We start from the raw sequence: 14,850 nt of genomic DNA, 5'->3' as shown, positions 1-14,850 counted from the left end.
TTCAGGCACTCCGGCTGGAAATAATATTGATTGCTTCGGCTTTCACCGGCGCGGTTGCAGGGGCAATTTGCTGGCGGACTTCTTCAAAGCGGATGTTGTCGTCTGCGTTGTCACTGTTAACGAAATGACGGAAGCGTTTCAGGGCCTGCGGGTCTTCCAGCGTGGTTTTCCATTCGCACTGATAGCTGCCAATGACAGTTTCCATTTGCTGTTCCAGTTCGGCACCGATGTTCAGGCTGTCATTAATGATGACGTCCTGCAGGTAGCTGAGGCCGCCTTCCAGATTGTCCATCCAGACGGAGGTACGCTGCAGGCGTTCGGCGGTTTTGATGTAGAACATCAGAATCCGGTCGATGTACTGCAGTAAGGTGGCTTTATCCAGATCAGTGGCGAACAGATCACCGTGGCGGGGCTTCATACCACCGTTGCCGCACACATAGAGGTTCCAGCCTTTTTCGGTGGCGATGATGCCGATGTCTTTGCTCTGTGCCTCAGCACATTCACGGGTACAGCCGGAGACGGCGAATTTGATTTTGTGGGGTGAGCGCAGGCCTTTGTAGCGGTTTTCCACTTCGATTGCCAGACCAAGGCTGTCATCGACACCGTAGCGGCACCAACTGCTGCCGACGCAGGATTTCACTGTACGCAGTGATTTACCGTAGGCATGACCGGTTTCAAAGCCGGCATCCACCAACCGTTGCCAGATCGGCGGGAGCTGTTCCAGGCGGGCACCGAAAAGGTCGATCCGCTGGCCGCCGGTGATCTTGGTGTAGAGATTATAGTCTTTGGCGATCTGACCGATGACGATGAGTTTTTCCGGGGTGATTTCGCCGCCGGGAATGCGGGGTACCACGGAATAGGTGCCGTCTTTCTGCATGTTGGCCAGAAACGTATCGTTGGTGTCCTGCAGGCTGACGTGCCGGTCTTCAAGGATATAATCGTTCCAGCAGGAGGCTAGCATTGAGCCGATGGCCGGTTTGCAGATTTCACAACCATGCCGATTACCTTTGCCGTGCCGGCTGAAGAGCTCGCTGAAACTGCGGATGTTTTCTACCCGGATCAGGTTGTAGAGGTCCTGCCGGGTATAGGCAAAGTGTTCGCAAAGATCACGGTTTACTGTGATGCCACTGGCTTCAAGTTCGTGATTCAACACATCGGTGACCAGGGCTGCGCAGCCACCACAACCGGTGGCTGCTTTGGTGGTGTCTTTGATGTCGCCAATTGAGCAGCAACCTGCTGCCACTGCCGCCTGAACATCGCCCTTACTGACATCGTGACAGGAACAAACCTGTGCGCTTTCCGGCAGTGCGGCAACGCCCAGCGCTGCCTGTTCGGTTCCGGCGCTGTGACGGGGCAGAATCAGGCTGTCAGGGTTGTCCGGCAGGGCGATGCCGTTGAGCATGTACTGTAACAGGCTGCCGTAATCTTCAGTGTCACCCACCAGAATGGCGCCGAGCAGCTGTGTGTTGTCTTCTGAAACAATCAGGCGCTTGTAGATTTCGTTATGTTCATCGGCAAAGGTATAGCTGCGGGCACCGGGTGTGCGGGCGTGGGCGTCGCCAATGCTGGCTACATCCACGCCCATGAGTTTGAGTTTGGTGCTCATGTCAGCACCGGTAAAGCTCAGTGGTCCGCCACACAGGTGATCAGCAACTACTTTGGCCATCTGATAGCCGGGGGCCACCAGACCAAAAATCTGTTTGTTCCACAGGGCGCATTCGCCAATGGCGTAAATGTCCGGGTCACTGGTCTGGCACTGGTTGTTGATGACGATGCCGCCCCGTTCCCCGACTTCCAGCTGGCTGCTACGGGCCAGTTCGTCACGGGGGCGGATACCGGCAGAAAATACGATCAGATCGGTTTCTAACTGTTCGCCGTCAGCAAACTTCATGCAGTGGAAACTTTGTTCGCCGGCACAGATTTGCTGGGTATTTTTGTTGGTCAGTACGGTGACGCCCAGAGCTTCTATCTTCTGTTGCAACATGGCACCGCCGCCGGCGTCCAGCTGGACGGCCATCAGCCGCGGTGCGAATTCAACGACATGGGTATCCAGCCCTAAATCCACAAGAGCCTTTGCCGCTTCCAGCCCCAGCAGCCCGCCGCCAATGACTACGCCACGTTTGGCGGTCGCGGCCGCGTCACGGATGCGGTCCAGATCATCAAGGGTCCGGTATACCAGACAGCGTTCGCGGTCGTGCCCTGGTACCGGCGGCACAAACGGGTAGGAGCCGGTAGCCAGAATAAGTTTGTCGTAGTGCAGTTGCTGGCCGGTGTCGGTGGTTATGGTGTTCTGGTCGCGGTCGATCGCGGTGATGGTTTCTCCGGTAATCACGCGGATACCCCAGCGGTCATATTCTTCCTGGCTGGCGATGGCGAGATCTTCTTTACCGGTGCCGGAGAAGTAGCTGCTCAGCTTTACCCGGTCGTAGGCCAGGCAGGGTTCTTCACTGAACACTGTAATACGGAAGGTTTCCAGCTGGCCGTTGTCGGCAAGGCTTTGTAAGAACTGATGGCCAACCATGCCGTTTCCCGCCACGATTATGTGTGGCGTATGGCTGGTTTTTACTGCTGGGTCTGTTGGCTGTGTCATTATTGGCTCCTGTGAGGCAGATACGTGGGCGGCTGGAAAAATTGCGTATGCTGACCGGCTTATGTTCATCCGGCAGCGGGCCGGGCGGGTCCCGGTGAACAGAATGGCTGACCGAAGATCAGATCAGGTTTTAGCTGACTGATGTCCTGCCGGTTATTGATGAGGTTGAAGTACCACTGGCCGTCGGCAACGTCGCCATATAGGATGGCGCCGCTTAAGCCGTTGCGGGTAAAGAAGAGTTTTTTATAGGTGTCTTTGCCGGGATCTTTCAGGACGAGGGTATCGGTTGCGGGTAGCTGGTCGGAAATATTACCGGCGGAAAACAGATCAATACCGGCGACTTTCAGCTGGGTGGCGCTTGGGCGTGGCTGGTAGCGTTGCTGATAGCGGCCTTTGAGCTGTGCAGCCAGCACGTTGGCCTGTTCCCAGATGGGGGCAACGAGCCCGAATGTGTGATCGCCGAGCTGGCAGCATTCTCCCAGTGCATAAATGTTGTCGACGGAAGTCTGTAACCGGTCATTAATCCTGATGCCTTGCTGACAGTGCAAACCGCTGCTGTTGGCCAGCTGAGTGTTCGGTCTGATGCCGGCAGCAATCACCAGCATATCTGTTTGTAATTGTCGACCATTGTTGAGTCGCAGGCTGATTGCCTTGTCGGTGTTAACAGTTATGTTTTCCGGTTCGCACCCGGTATGGACAGAGATGCCTCTGTTGATGAGTGTGTTCTCCAGCAAAGTGGCTGCCGGCATATCCAGCTGCCGGTTCATCAGATACTGACCACGGTGTACCACATCGGTCTGAAGGCCTGCCTTTTGTAGGCCGTGGGCTGCTTCCAGCCCCAGCAGACCACCGCCAAGCACCACTGCCCGGTGGGCATTACGGCTGCTGTTGAGAATTTGGGTGACGTCATTCAGGGTGCGGAACTGATGAATGTTTTCATGCTGAATGTGCTGTAAAGGTTCCGGAATAAAAGATGAGGCACCGGTGGCGAATACCAGTTTGTCATAGGCCAGGCGTACACCGCTTGCACTGCTGATGTAGCCGTTTTCAGTATCCACATGGATGACCGGGTCATCGGTATAAAGATGTATACGGTGCTGCCGGTACCAGTCTTTATTGTGAAGCTGTATATCTGTCCGGGGCATTTCACCGGCAAGCACCGGGGAAAGCAAAATCCGGTTATACGCCAGCTGTGGCTCGGCACCAAAAATACTGATGCGGTAATTGTGTCCTTCATCTGCCAGCATTTCTTCCAGCAGGCGGGTACCTGCCATGCCATTTCCGATAATAATCAGATGGGGTTTGGCAGATGCTGAATACATACATAGCTCCGTGATGACTGTAAGGGTACCGCGGGGGCGGCAATAAAAAAGGCGCTCACCTGTCGGGCTGGTGCAAGCCCGACAGGATGAACGCCTTTGTTCGTTTTAAAGTTGCAGATAGCGGCAGAGAAACTGTCAGTATCCGGTTTGTTATATAGCAGGCTCTGTGCCAGAACGTAAAAACGATTAATAAACAGTGTGTTACCGGTTTTGTGATTTTTCAGGACAGGCCGCCTGCACCAAAGCAAACCCACCGGACAGGGCGGTGCCTGCTATTGGTGCACGTTAGCCCAGGGCGGTAACCGCCAGAAGCGTCAGCAGCAGTGCACCGCTAAGCCCTTGCCAGAACAGCAGGGGATTGCGGCTTAACAGCGGTTGCTGTTCGAGCAAACTGACCAGCTCAGCATTCGGTGTGCTGAAGTCATGGATAAATTCAGAAAGGGCCTGATAGCGGACAGCCGGGTCAGCCTGCAGGGCTTTTTGCAGGCAGGCTTCGATCCAGACAGGAAGGTCAGGCCGGTGTTGGCGGGCCGGTGTGTAATTCAGCTGGTTGTATTGCCTGATTTGGCAGCCGTCTTTTTGCAACTGGTCGTAGGGATGTTGTCCGGTCAGCATTTCATAGCTGATGATCGCCAGTGAAAACAAATCTGAGCGGGTAGTTCCCGAATTGCCCAGCAGGTATTCCGGTGCGGTATAGCCTACCGCTCCGGGGGGGATTGCGTCGGCAGCCGGGGGATGGAGTTCATTGACGCCGGCAATCTGTACGCTGCCGTAATCAATGATTTTTACCTGACCATCCTGGTTGAGCATGATGTTTTCGGGCTTCAGGTCCTGATGAATAATGCCCTGCCTTTGCAGAGCGCGCAGTCCGGCGGCGGTTTGCCGTGATATTTTACGTACCTGATGTATGTCCGGTGTCGGGTGTTCGTTCATCCACTGGCGCAGGTTAATACCGTCTATGTACTCGCTGACCGCGTACATAAAGCGTTTATCGGCGCTGCTGAAGGTGCGCATCAGATGACAATGCTTCACGGTCTGGCCGGTCCATTCCTCACGGATAAAGGCTTGCAGATATGCCGGATCGTCAGAGAAGTTCAGTGAAGGGGCCTTGAGTGCGCAATAGTGGCCGTTACGCAGATCTTTAACTTTATATAAGTGACTGCGGGTGCCACTGAAAAGGGTATCGATAACCTGATAGTGGTCGATTGTCTGGCCGGTTTTCAGGACTGGCGGAACGGGTAGGTGCGCAAAGGCTTGTTGTGCCTCATGCTGATTCCGGTCCGGTAAATGATTAATGCTGATGATGAGCGCGGTCAGGTTATCCTGGCTACCGTTTTGCAGGGCCTGGCTGACCAGTTGCCGGGCGATATCTTCCAGCTTTGCAGCTGTCGGAGAAGTGATCTGATGTTCACGCCGGAGGGTGTCGAGTATGGCGCTGTTTTTCAGGTGTTCGTGTACGCCGTCGGTGGTCAGCAATATAAGATCACCGGCCTTTAACTGTTTGCTGGAAAAATCGACTTTCAGGTGTGGGTCAGCCCCCAGGGCTCTGGCCAGATAGGTATGTTGCTGTTCGCAATGCTGATGATCTTCACTGAGCTGCTCCAGACGGCCGTTACGGATATGGCAGATACGGGAGTCGCCGATATGAAAGGTAAACAGGGTGGCTGATTTGATGATGGCGGCCGAGAAGGTTGTCAGCAGGCCGGTTTGTTCCGCAGCCTGCTGCCGGTGCAGCCAGCTGTTCAGTGCATTCAGTACCCGGGCGCTGGATTGCTTGACGCTCCAGCTGTCTGGGGTTGAAAAGTAGTCCTGCATGAAGCTGGTAACACTGGTCTGGCTGGCAATGGCTGCATCCGGGCAGCTGCTGACACCGTCGGCAATGGCGGCGGCCGCACCTTTAAAAGGGCGGCTGGCGTTATCCGGGTACGCTGCCGCAAAAGCATCCTGATTAATGGGTTTTACCCCGGCACTGGAGTACCCGCCGAAACTCACTTGCAGTTCCCGGGTGCGGGGCTGCAGGCTGTCTGACAGGTTAACCGAAGCGTGCTCCTGAACCGGTTTGGCTGAGAGGTTGGCTGAATTCATAATATGTACCCTTCTGAGCAGCGTTTACCCGGCTATGGGTAAACGCCGTATCACTGGCCGGATTAAGTCACGCTGATCAGTTCAACGCTGCCGTTTTCATCCACTTCTGCCATATGGCCTTCGGGTTCCTTCAGGAACGTAAGGCAGATAAGGCCCATGATTGCGGTGGTGCTGATCACCATAAAAAACACCTGATACTCAACCAGCGATAACACGGTGAGATAAAACACGGCACCGACGTTACCGTAGGCACCGGTCATGCCGGCAATCTGCCCGGTAAGACGTCGCTTAATCAGGGGCACCACGGCGAATACTGCACCTTCACCGGCCTGGACGAAGAACGAGCAGGCCATGGCGGTAATCACCGCCAGAACCAGTGGCCAGCTGCTGTCGATCAGTGCCATCAGGGCATAGCCTGCAGCCAGGCCAGCGGTAAGAATCAGCAGGGTTTTACGGCGACCAAAACGGTCACTGAGCCAGCCACCACCGGGGCGTGACATCAGATTCATGAAGGCGTAGGCAGATGCCAGCAGACCGGCAACGACCATATCCAGTGAGAATACATCCGCAAAAAACAGTGGCAGCATGGAAACCACCGCCAGTTCGGAACCGAAGGTGGCGAAGTACAGCACATTCAGAATGGCGACCTGCTTAAATTCATAGCGCTCATATTCCGGCACAGGCGCAGAGAATATATGCCGGTTAATGCGGTATGCGCTGTAGCAGTCGTAAATGAAAATGCCGGTCAGTAACAGGTAAATCACATAGCAAACCTGTTCACTGAGGAGGCCGACACCGGCAGGTGATAACTTCCAGCTGAGCAGTGCCAGAGCAGCATACATTGGCAGCTTCATGATGATCAGCAACCAGAAGTCTTTTACGCTGGAGACTTCCATACCGCCGATTTTTTTGGGTTTGTAGTAGGTGGCGCCTTTGGGGGTGTTGGTGACATTCAGGTACCAGATCACACTGAAGCACAGGCTGATAAAACCACTGAGCAGCACTGCAATCCGCCAGCCTTCCAGGTTGGTAAATTCAATTAGCCCCAGCAGGATTGCCATACCCGGCAGCAGCATCGCGCCGGCAGCAGAACCGAAGTTGCCCCAGCCGCCGTAAATACCCTCAGCGGTGCCTAGTTCGTTAGCCGGGAACCATTCACTGACCATCCGGATGCCTACCACAAAACCGGCGCCGACAAAGCCCAGCAGAAAACGGGCAATGGCAGCGTCCATGAAGTCATCCGCCAGTGCGAACATGAAGCAGGGGATGCTGGCCAGTGCCAGAATGCAGGCATACACGTGACGGGGGCCGTATTTGTCGGTGAGCATGCCGACGATGACCCGGGCCGGGATAGTCAGGGCAACGTTGAGGATCAGCAGGGTTTTAATCTGTTCCCGGGTCAGGTTGAGCGATTCACCGATAACGCCCAGCAGGGGAGCGTGGTTAAACCAGACAAAGAAGGTGATAAAAAAAGCGATCCAGCTGAAGTGCAGGATCTTCATCTTCCCCTGCCAGGAAAAGAGGTTAAAGCGGGTGGTCGTGTCCATCGTTAGCTCCTTAAAATTAAAAAAGGCGCTTAAAAAGCTGTGGTTTAAACCAGCAGCTTTTAAGCGCCTTTGCCTGAAACTGTGAATGTAGGGTTGTGTGTGAATCCGGTGTCGTTTTCTGTGGTCAGTGCTCCAGAGCGGTGATCAGTTGTCTGGCCAGTTTTGCCAGGCTGATACTTTGCTGCATTGACATGTTGCGCATTGCAGTGAAGGCCTGTTGTTCGTCGCATTTGTGATGCTGCATGACCAGACCTTTCGCCTGTTCAATGAGCTTGCGCTCGTCCAGTGACCGCTCGGCCCGGGCCAGATCCTGTTGCAGGTGGCCGGTTGTTTCAAACCGCATACAGGCGATCCGGATAACAGATGCCAGCCGGTTGTATTGCAGGCCTTTTATAAGATACGCGCTGGCACCGGCCTGCAAAGCCTGTTCGGCAGTGTGCTGGTTGTCTGAATCGGTAAAGATGATCAGCGGCATCGGTTGCTGTTGCTGGAGGTGCTTTAACTGAATAAGCAGTTCCGGGCTGAGGGATGTTTGGCGGATACACAGGATATCTGTATGGCTGCGCTGAAAGTTCGCCGGTAAGGTTGAACCGCAGGTGTGGCTGACTTCATAACCCAGTCTGAACAGGGCGTCCTGCAGTGAGGCGTCGGAATCCAGTTGGTCATCTAACAGGTAGACTTGGGAATATAAAAGCGTCGGGTTCATCTGAATGGGGCTCTGCCAGTTGTAAGAATGCTGTTATCAGACTCATAAAGCAGAAAGCGTGCCAAACGGCTGGGTGAGTAACGCGGGATGGATTTTTAAATCTTAATAATCAAGGGGTTAAGATTGTTTTGATCATCAGCTTCCTTATTTATGAATGATGGCCAGTGTGCATATTCAGTGCGAAATTTTGGCGGTGCACAAATCTTGTGCTCAGGCTGACGGGGAAAAGCAAAACCACCGCAGGGGCGGTGGTTTCAGTTCAGACGGGCTTTTCAGTAGAGCTTTTCAGTAGAGCTTTTCAGATGAGCTCTTTACTCGAGTTCTTTAGATGAGCTTACCAGTGGCCGGTATTTTCCATTGAGGCCCAGGGTTCAGCAGGTGCCAGAGATTCGCCCTTTTGCAGCAGCTCGATGGAGATGTTATCCGGTGAGCGTACAAACGCCATGTGGCCGTCCCGTGGCGGACGGTTGATGGTGACGCCGGCATCCTGAAGTTTCTGGCACAGGGCATAGATATCATCCACTTCAAATGCCAGGTGGCCAAAGTTGCGGCCTTCATCATAGTCTTCCGGGTCCCAGTTGTAGGTTAGCTCCAGTAACGGGCTTTGGTGTTCCCGGGCATGGGCTTCGTAGTGAGGGTCGGCCAGGAAGCTCAGAGTAAAGCGGCCGCCTTCATATTCGTTGCGTTTGATTTCAACCAGTCCGAGAAGGTCACAGTAAAATTTCAGGGATGCGTCCAGGTCTTTTACCCGAACCATGGTGTGTAGGTAGCGCATGGTGGCCTCGTTGTTTTTATGGGCGTGATGAGAGTGGTGAATGTTCGCTGCGGCTTAAGCCGTCTCTTGTCATGTGCCTGATTCTACATAAGTTAACCGCAATAATGCAGTACCGGGCTGTTCAGAGTATCCACCAGAAGAATGCCACTGCTGAGGTGCCGGCTACCAGGCATAGCCCCAGTAAGTAGAGGAAGATAAAGAGGGTGTAGTAGCGGATTGCCAGATAACCTGCCGCGATAGCAAACCCTGCGCCAGCGACTGTTTGCAGCCAGCCGGGCCAGAATCCCGGATAGTTGTTCAGGGCAATATATGTGAGCCCGGCAAGCGCCAGAATCAGCAGCAGGTCGGTGATGGTGCGCAGCCAGGTTTGTTCAGGGAGTCCGGGGATACATGCGGATATAACGTTCGAGGGGGGATCGTCCCGGATAAATACGGGGTGTCCGGGGTGTTCTTCATCAAAGTGCAGCGTATAGCGCGGGTATTTCCCATTCATAAGCAGACCTTTTGTGTCACACATTTTTCAGTATAGAAGGGCTTTGCTCAGGTGTGGGAAAGCGAGGGTGTTTTTATGTGAAGCTTTTGTGACGCGCTTTTTGTGACGGGCTTTTGTACGGAAACAAAAAACGGCCGCGAATGGCGGCCGTTTTATGAGTGGCGGGGCGATTACGCCATGCCGATAATTTTGCGCAGTTCCAGCAGAACTGATTCGCCTTCTTCCAGTGGCAGGCCGTCTTCTGTCAGTTCGTTCAGGCGGGTAACGCCGTCAACACTGCCAAGGCTGGACAGGTATTCCAGAATTTCCAGTGGCTTAACTGCTTCCAGCAGGTCGATGTTGTTCCACAGGCTCAGGAAGGACATGATGCCGTATGCGCCCCAGTTGGAAACGTCGGCGATACACAGTTCATCAACGCGGGTAGAGGCTGATACGATATCCAGGTCTTTCAGGGCTTCGGTGATGTTACCCATGCCGATTTCGTTACCGCCGTCGCCGATGCCGATGGTCGGGCATTTAGCGTTATTGATGAAGGTGTCGAAACAGGCAGTACGCGGGCTGATGCTTTCGCCGCGCATGTTGTAGTAACCGCCGTCAGCCGCCTGGCCCGGACGTTCGATAGACAGAACCGCATCCGGGTTGTAGTGGTACAGGGCCTGGAAGGCTTCCAGTTTACGTTCCTGGTGTTCACCTACACGGATTTCATGCACGCGGAAATCTTTCATCAGGGCTTGTGAAACCGGTGGGCCACAAACGATCACAGGGGTGGCACCCAGGGTTTCCAGTGCGCGGTACAGGGCGATAGCGCCTACAGGGCCGTCGGTTTCAAACGTATCAACTACCGGGAAGCCGGTGCCGATCAGAACGTGACCTTTACATTTGTTGAGGATACGCGCTGCACGCAGGTAGTAACCGGTTTGCAGGGCAGGCTGCACGGTTTTCATACCGCGCAGGTTACGGGCAACCAGAGCATCTTCGATTTGCTGGCTCAGCGCCGCCTCATTCACTAAATTTTCCATAGGTCATCTCTCTTTTTTGTCTGCTGTCGCGGATCGGGCCGGTGACTTAACACCGCTTTGGCTGATCCGTCCGGGCAGCACCAAAAGTTTATTAACAGCTGATTACAGCACGCCGTAACCGCATTTTTTATATCAGTAAATCGTCAGTTGGCCGGTGGCTGGCTGCAGTTACTTGTCATGCTGCAATCAGCCGGGCCGGCACTGTTTTTTCGCTTACAGAGCTTCTGGCTCGGTCCGTGCGAAGCGCGCCTGTTCCAGGCAGCGCAGGTTGTGTGCAGCGTCGATGCTGATCTCTTCAAAAGATACCGCAGAGCCTGGCAGTAGTTGGGTCAGGCGCGCGGTGTCCATGGCGATCATGGAGCCGATCTTCGGATAACCACCGATGGTCTGGCGGTCATTTAGCAGTACGATAGGCTGGCCGTCTGCCGGTACCTGAATGGCACCGTGGCAGATGCCTTCGGACAGGATACCGTCGATAGATGGCGTGATTTGTGGCCCTTCCAGACGGTAGCCCATGCGGTCAGCACGGTCAGTTACTTTATATTCGCTGCTGAAGAACAGGCGTTTCTGAACATCGCTGAAGGCGTCCTGCTGGTAACCGGTGATTACCCGCAGGGAAACCGCCGCGGTGTAATCCGGACGGAATGCTTCGGGCAGACGGTAAACCTGCTGGTCTGCTGCAGGCTCTGCAGGCAGGATGTCCCCTTGTTGCAGTTTTTCGCCGTTCAGTCCGCCGATCCCCTCACGGGTAACAGTGGCGGTGCTGGTGAAGCTCTTAGCAACAGTAAAGCCACCGCTGACTGCCAGGTAGGCACGGGCGCCGGCGCTGGAGAAGCCAATGTCGATACGGTCTCCGGCCTGAACTTTATGGGCACACCAGCCTTCCTGTTCGGTACCGTTGATTTTCAGCGGCATGGAGGCGCCGGTCAGGACGATATAGGTATCGCACTGGGCTTCCATTACCAGACCACCGATGCTGATTTCCAGCGCCGTAGCGTTGCTGTCGTTATTCAGCAGGCGGTTGGCCCAGGCAAAGGCATTGCTGTCCAGCGGGCCGCCGGTGGTCAGGCCGATACGGTGCTGACCGATACGGCCGGCATCCTGAATCAGGGTTAGCAGGCCTGGCTGTAATACTTTAAATCCGCTCATTACAGTTCGCCTCCCAGAGACAGAAATTCATCACGTTCGATTGGCTCAAAACGAATCCGGTCACCTACCTGCACTGGCATGCTTGGGGTAGCGTCCGGGTTAAACATGCGGGTAGGGCACAGGCCGATCAGGTTCCAGCCACCCGGAGAAACCGCCGGGTAAACCGCTGTCTGGCGGTCGGCAATGGCCACAGCACCGCGGGGTACTTTCTGACGCGGTGTGGAAAGGCGGGGCGCAGCAATGCGCTCGTCCACTTCGCCCAGATAAGCAAAGCCCGGCGCGAAGCCGATGGCATAAACCCGGTATTCCATTTCGCTGTGAATCTTAATGACTTCTTCCACGCTCAGGTTGGCGCGGGTGGCCAGATCTTCAAGGTCCGGGCCGGATTCGGTGCTGTAGTAAGCCGGCAGTTTAACTAAACGGCCTTCTGATGCTTCACCGGAGGCCTGATCGCTCAGTGCGGTGCGAATACGGCGGCGTACTTCCAGATGGTCACAGGCCAGCGGGTTAAAGATTACCAGCAGGGATGCATAGGAAGGCACCATATCAATCAGCACGTCGGCCAGCACGGTTTCCAGTGCGTCGACGGCCTGCTGAACTTTCGCGGATACCGCCGGATCGGTCTTTTCGCCGAAATACAGGATCAGGGCGTTTTCGCCGGCGATTTCGACTCTCGGAGTTTGATATTCAGTCTGGCTCATTGCTTGATCATCTCGCGGATTTCCTGAATGGCATTGACGCCGTCCATGTTGTCTCCGTGTACGCACAGGGTGTCAGCACGCAGGTTCAGAACATTGCCGCTTACCGTGGTAATGGTGCCCTGTTCTTTCAGTTGCTTCACCTGAGCCAGCATTTTGTCTTTGGTGTGTACTGCGCCCGGCTTGCTGCGGGCCAGCAGTTTGCCGTCGTCGTCGTAGCAACGGTCGGCAAAAATTTCGAACCACAGGGAGATACCAGCTGCATCCGCTTCCGCCTGAATGGTGTCGGCTTCCGGGGTGCTTTGCAGCATAAGTACCAGTGGGCGGTGGTAAGACGCGATGGCTTCCATGATGACCTGACGGACTTCAATGTTGGCCATCATGTCGTTGTACATAGCGCCGTGTGGCTTCACGTAGGCCAGTGTCAGGCCCAGGCTGGCAGCCATACCGTCGATGGCAGCGATCTGATACATCACCATAGCTTTCAGTTCAGCCGGGGATGCCTTGATGCTGCGGCGGCCGAAGCCCACCAGATCCGGGTAGCCCGGGTGCGCACCGATGGTGACATTGTTTTCTTTGGCCAGTTTCAGGGTTTTTTCCAGCACCAGCGGATCGCCGGCGTGGAAACCACAGGCGATGTTGGCCTGATCGATATGCGGCATAACCGCTTCATCCAGACCCATTTTCCAGGAGCCGAAGCTTTCACCCAGGTCACAGTTCAGTTGTAACGTCATGATAATTTCTCCTGTGCGCCGGTTTACAGAACGGCCAGACGGCTGTTTGGCAGGTCAGTGATCAGCATGTGGCCCGGGCTGTGGGTAATGCAGAAGTCAGGCTTGGCCTGTTCGATGGCAACCTGTGGGGTTACACCGCATGCCCAGAATACCGGCAGTTCGCCTTCTTTAATGGTAACGGCGTCGCCGAAGTCCGGGTTGTTGATGTCGCTGATGCCGATCTGGGACGGATCGCCCAGGTGCAGCGGGGCACCGTGTACTGACGGGAAGCGGGTACAGATCTGAACCGCGCGGATTGCATCAGCCGCTTTCATCGGGCGCATGCTGACCACGGTAGTACCGCTGAAGCGGCCAGCGCTGCGGCATTCGATGTTGGTACGGTACATAGGGACGTTAACGCCTTCTGTAATGTTGCGTACTTCCAGGCCGTCAGCAATCAGGGCTTCTTCAAATGAGAAAGAGCAACCCAGTACGAAGGTCACCAGGTCATCGCGCCAGTAATCTTTTACATCGGCGACTTCGGCGGTCATTACGCCGTTTTCATAAATGCGGTATTTCGGGATATCGGAGCGGATATCCAGATCTTCACCCAGGTCTGGCAGCATGAAAGCGCCAGGCTGGCCGGACATGCCAACGATCGGGCACGGCTTAGGGTTCAGCTGACAGAACTGCAGGAAGTCATTGGCCCATTCTTTTGGCATGATCGCCAGATTGCCCTGTACAAAACCCTGAGCGAAACCTGAAGTGTTACCGGTGAATTCACCGCTGCGGATTTGCTGGCGAATTGCCAGTGGCGTCATATCTGCGTTCATAATAAACCTTACTCTGAAACGGCTTGGCCGCTATTGTCTTTTATTGTCATATACAGGCTGATTCTGAGCATAAAGTATATGCTCTGTGCTGAATGCAGCCAGCGGGCACTGGCCGACAGGACCAGCGGTGCTGTCGGCAGGGAAATTCTGTGCAGGGGAGGGGTGGCTAGCAGGCGGTGGCCTGTTGTGTCAGCCACTGATCAACCGCCTGTTTGGTGCGGGCGAAGAATACGACCCGGGCAACGGTGCTCAGTGCGCCGTTATGATTGACATTACGGCGGTAAACCCACCAGCTGTCGCTGGCTTTTTCGACAACTTCATCAACGTGACGGATTTGCTGAAACTGGTGAAGAGGCATCGCTGTTCGCATGGTTGTTATTCTCGTATCAGGCTCGCGAAAAAATTCTCAGACTGGCATTTTTACCTGTCACCCGGATGGCTGTCTAATGAATAATGATTGCTACATCTGATAATTTTTTTTTATCAGGATTTGCCGGTCTGTAACGATTGAGGCCCGCTTGGCTATGCGGGGCAGAAATGTGCTCCATTAGCAGTTTTTTTATGTCTCTGTGTTGACAATAATCTCTGTCGGGGTATTATACGCCCCGTCCTGAGGATGACCTGAAGGCAGCCGGTTATACGCTTATTTACAAGCACTTATAACTGAATGACTGAACGGAATTCCTACCTGCAGCGTCCCATTCGTCTAGTGGCCTAGGACACCGCCCTTTCACGGCGGTAACAGGGGTTCGAACCCCCTATGGGACGCCACTTTCTCTTCCTGATGTTTCTGTTTTATTTTCCATATCTGATTTTTCTTACACTGGATTTGTACCCATTCCGGTGAGATTGCTATTTTTCTGCCATACTTTATTTCAAGATCAGGCTGCGGCATGTCTTTGTGATCCCGGTCAGCCTGG

General features: G+C 54.5%; 13 protein-coding genes and 1 tRNA gene. 1 reads left to right on the top strand and 13 read right to left on the bottom strand.

Annotation, left to right across the window (positions count from 1 at the left end; genetic code table 11):
- Window position 1 precedes the first annotated feature (1 nt).
- The 13 genes from nirB to JYB63_RS13795 form a co-directional block, all read right to left on the bottom strand.
- Complete coding sequence (gene nirB / locus JYB63_RS13855; protein ID WP_205658487.1) at window positions 2–2,590, bottom strand: nitrite reductase large subunit NirB; 2,589 nt, start codon at window positions 2,588–2,590, stop codon at window positions 2–4.
- Between the two features lie 65 nt (window positions 2,591–2,655).
- Window positions 2,656–3,912 carry an NAD(P)/FAD-dependent oxidoreductase gene (locus JYB63_RS13850; RefSeq protein WP_205658486.1) on the bottom strand — a complete coding sequence of 419 codons (1,257 nt, stop codon included), beginning with the start codon at window positions 3,910–3,912 and terminating at the stop codon, window positions 2,656–2,658.
- Window positions 3,913–4,197: 285 nt separating this feature from the next.
- The gene (locus tag JYB63_RS13845) at window positions 4,198–5,997 is read right to left on the bottom strand and encodes a bifunctional protein-serine/threonine kinase/phosphatase (RefSeq protein ID WP_205658485.1); all 1,800 of its coding nucleotides are present in this window, start codon (window positions 5,995–5,997) and stop codon (window positions 4,198–4,200) included.
- Window positions 5,998–6,059: 62 nt separating this feature from the next.
- Complete coding sequence (locus JYB63_RS13840; protein WP_205658484.1) at window positions 6,060–7,544, bottom strand: NarK family nitrate/nitrite MFS transporter; 1,485 nt, start codon at window positions 7,542–7,544, stop codon at window positions 6,060–6,062.
- 124 nt (window positions 7,545–7,668) lie between these two features.
- Window positions 7,669–8,250 (bottom strand): ANTAR domain-containing response regulator, encoded by a 582-nt coding sequence (locus tag JYB63_RS13835; protein WP_205658483.1) that lies wholly within the window; start codon window positions 8,248–8,250, stop codon window positions 7,669–7,671.
- A gap of 334 nt (window positions 8,251–8,584) precedes the next feature.
- Window positions 8,585–9,025, bottom strand: a complete 441-nt coding sequence (gloA, locus tag JYB63_RS13830; RefSeq protein WP_205658482.1) for a lactoylglutathione lyase — start codon at window positions 9,023–9,025, stop codon at window positions 8,585–8,587.
- A 121-nt stretch (window positions 9,026–9,146) separates the two neighbouring features.
- On the bottom strand, window positions 9,147–9,518 hold the full coding sequence (locus JYB63_RS13825) for a hypothetical protein (RefSeq protein WP_205658481.1): 372 nt from the start codon (window positions 9,516–9,518) through the stop codon (window positions 9,147–9,149).
- Window positions 9,519–9,688: 170 nt separating this feature from the next.
- Entirely contained in the window at window positions 9,689–10,537 is an 849-nt protein-coding gene (locus JYB63_RS13820; RefSeq protein ID WP_205658480.1) for a DUF4392 domain-containing protein, read from the bottom strand.
- A gap of 213 nt (window positions 10,538–10,750) precedes the next feature.
- Entirely contained in the window at window positions 10,751–11,686 is a 936-nt protein-coding gene (locus JYB63_RS13815) for a 5-oxoprolinase subunit C family protein (RefSeq protein ID WP_205658479.1), read from the bottom strand.
- Window positions 11,686–12,387, bottom strand: coding sequence for a 5-oxoprolinase subunit PxpB (pxpB, locus tag JYB63_RS13810; RefSeq protein ID WP_205658478.1), 702 nt, complete (start codon window positions 12,385–12,387; stop codon window positions 11,686–11,688). The genes JYB63_RS13815 and pxpB overlap by 1 nt, the downstream gene beginning before the upstream one ends.
- Window positions 12,384–13,118 (bottom strand): 5-oxoprolinase subunit PxpA, encoded by a 735-nt coding sequence (locus tag JYB63_RS13805; protein ID WP_205658477.1) that lies wholly within the window; start codon window positions 13,116–13,118, stop codon window positions 12,384–12,386. The genes pxpB and JYB63_RS13805 overlap by 4 nt, the downstream gene beginning before the upstream one ends.
- 23 nt (window positions 13,119–13,141) lie before the next feature.
- A complete protein-coding gene (locus tag JYB63_RS13800; RefSeq protein ID WP_205658476.1) occupies window positions 13,142–13,930 on the bottom strand; it encodes a putative hydro-lyase in 789 nt (262 codons plus the stop codon).
- Window positions 13,931–14,096: 166 nt separating this feature from the next.
- Window positions 14,097–14,300, bottom strand: a complete 204-nt coding sequence (locus JYB63_RS13795; protein WP_205658475.1) for a hypothetical protein — start codon at window positions 14,298–14,300, stop codon at window positions 14,097–14,099.
- Between the two features lie 325 nt (window positions 14,301–14,625).
- On the opposite strand from JYB63_RS13795, the gene JYB63_RS13790 reads away from it, so the two are divergent.
- Window positions 14,626–14,701 (top strand) — tRNA-Glu (locus JYB63_RS13790).
- Window positions 14,702–14,850 lie beyond the last annotated feature (149 nt).

Origin of the sequence: Aliamphritea spongicola (assembly GCF_017051665.1) — a bacterium.
Classification (GTDB): Bacteria; Pseudomonadota; Gammaproteobacteria; order Pseudomonadales; family Balneatricaceae; genus Amphritea; species Amphritea spongicola.
This window is presented reverse-complemented; position numbering and strand designations above follow the sequence as displayed.

What these genes read in the sequence shown, in the direction of transcription:
- pxpB (WP_205658478.1), bottom strand. Translation starts at nt 12,387, where the DNA reads ATGAGCCAGACTGAATATCAAACTCCGAGAGTCGAAATCGCCGGCGAA.
- JYB63_RS13825 (WP_205658481.1), bottom strand. Translation starts at nt 9,518, where the DNA reads ATGAATGGGAAATACCCGCGCTATACGCTGCACTTTGATGAAGAACAC.
- JYB63_RS13805 (WP_205658477.1), bottom strand. Translation starts at nt 13,118, where the DNA reads ATGACGTTACAACTGAACTGTGACCTGGGTGAAAGCTTCGGCTCCTGG.
- gloA (WP_205658482.1), bottom strand. Translation starts at nt 9,025, where the DNA reads ATGCGCTACCTACACACCATGGTTCGGGTAAAAGACCTGGACGCATCC.
- JYB63_RS13845 (WP_205658485.1), bottom strand. Translation starts at nt 5,997, where the DNA reads ATGAATTCAGCCAACCTCTCAGCCAAACCGGTTCAGGAGCACGCTTCG.
- JYB63_RS13795 (WP_205658475.1), bottom strand. Translation starts at nt 14,300, where the DNA reads ATGCGAACAGCGATGCCTCTTCACCAGTTTCAGCAAATCCGTCACGTT.
- JYB63_RS13820 (WP_205658480.1), bottom strand. Translation starts at nt 10,537, where the DNA reads ATGGAAAATTTAGTGAATGAGGCGGCGCTGAGCCAGCAAATCGAAGAT.
- JYB63_RS13840 (WP_205658484.1), bottom strand. Translation starts at nt 7,544, where the DNA reads ATGGACACGACCACCCGCTTTAACCTCTTTTCCTGGCAGGGGAAGATG.
- JYB63_RS13850 (WP_205658486.1), bottom strand. Translation starts at nt 3,912, where the DNA reads ATGTATTCAGCATCTGCCAAACCCCATCTGATTATTATCGGAAATGGC.
- nirB (WP_205658487.1), bottom strand. Translation starts at nt 2,590, where the DNA reads ATGACACAGCCAACAGACCCAGCAGTAAAAACCAGCCATACGCCACAC.
- JYB63_RS13815 (WP_205658479.1), bottom strand. Translation starts at nt 11,686, where the DNA reads ATGAGCGGATTTAAAGTATTACAGCCAGGCCTGCTAACCCTGATTCAG.
- JYB63_RS13835 (WP_205658483.1), bottom strand. Translation starts at nt 8,250, where the DNA reads ATGAACCCGACGCTTTTATATTCCCAAGTCTACCTGTTAGATGACCAA.
- JYB63_RS13800 (WP_205658476.1), bottom strand. Translation starts at nt 13,930, where the DNA reads ATGAACGCAGATATGACGCCACTGGCAATTCGCCAGCAAATCCGCAGC.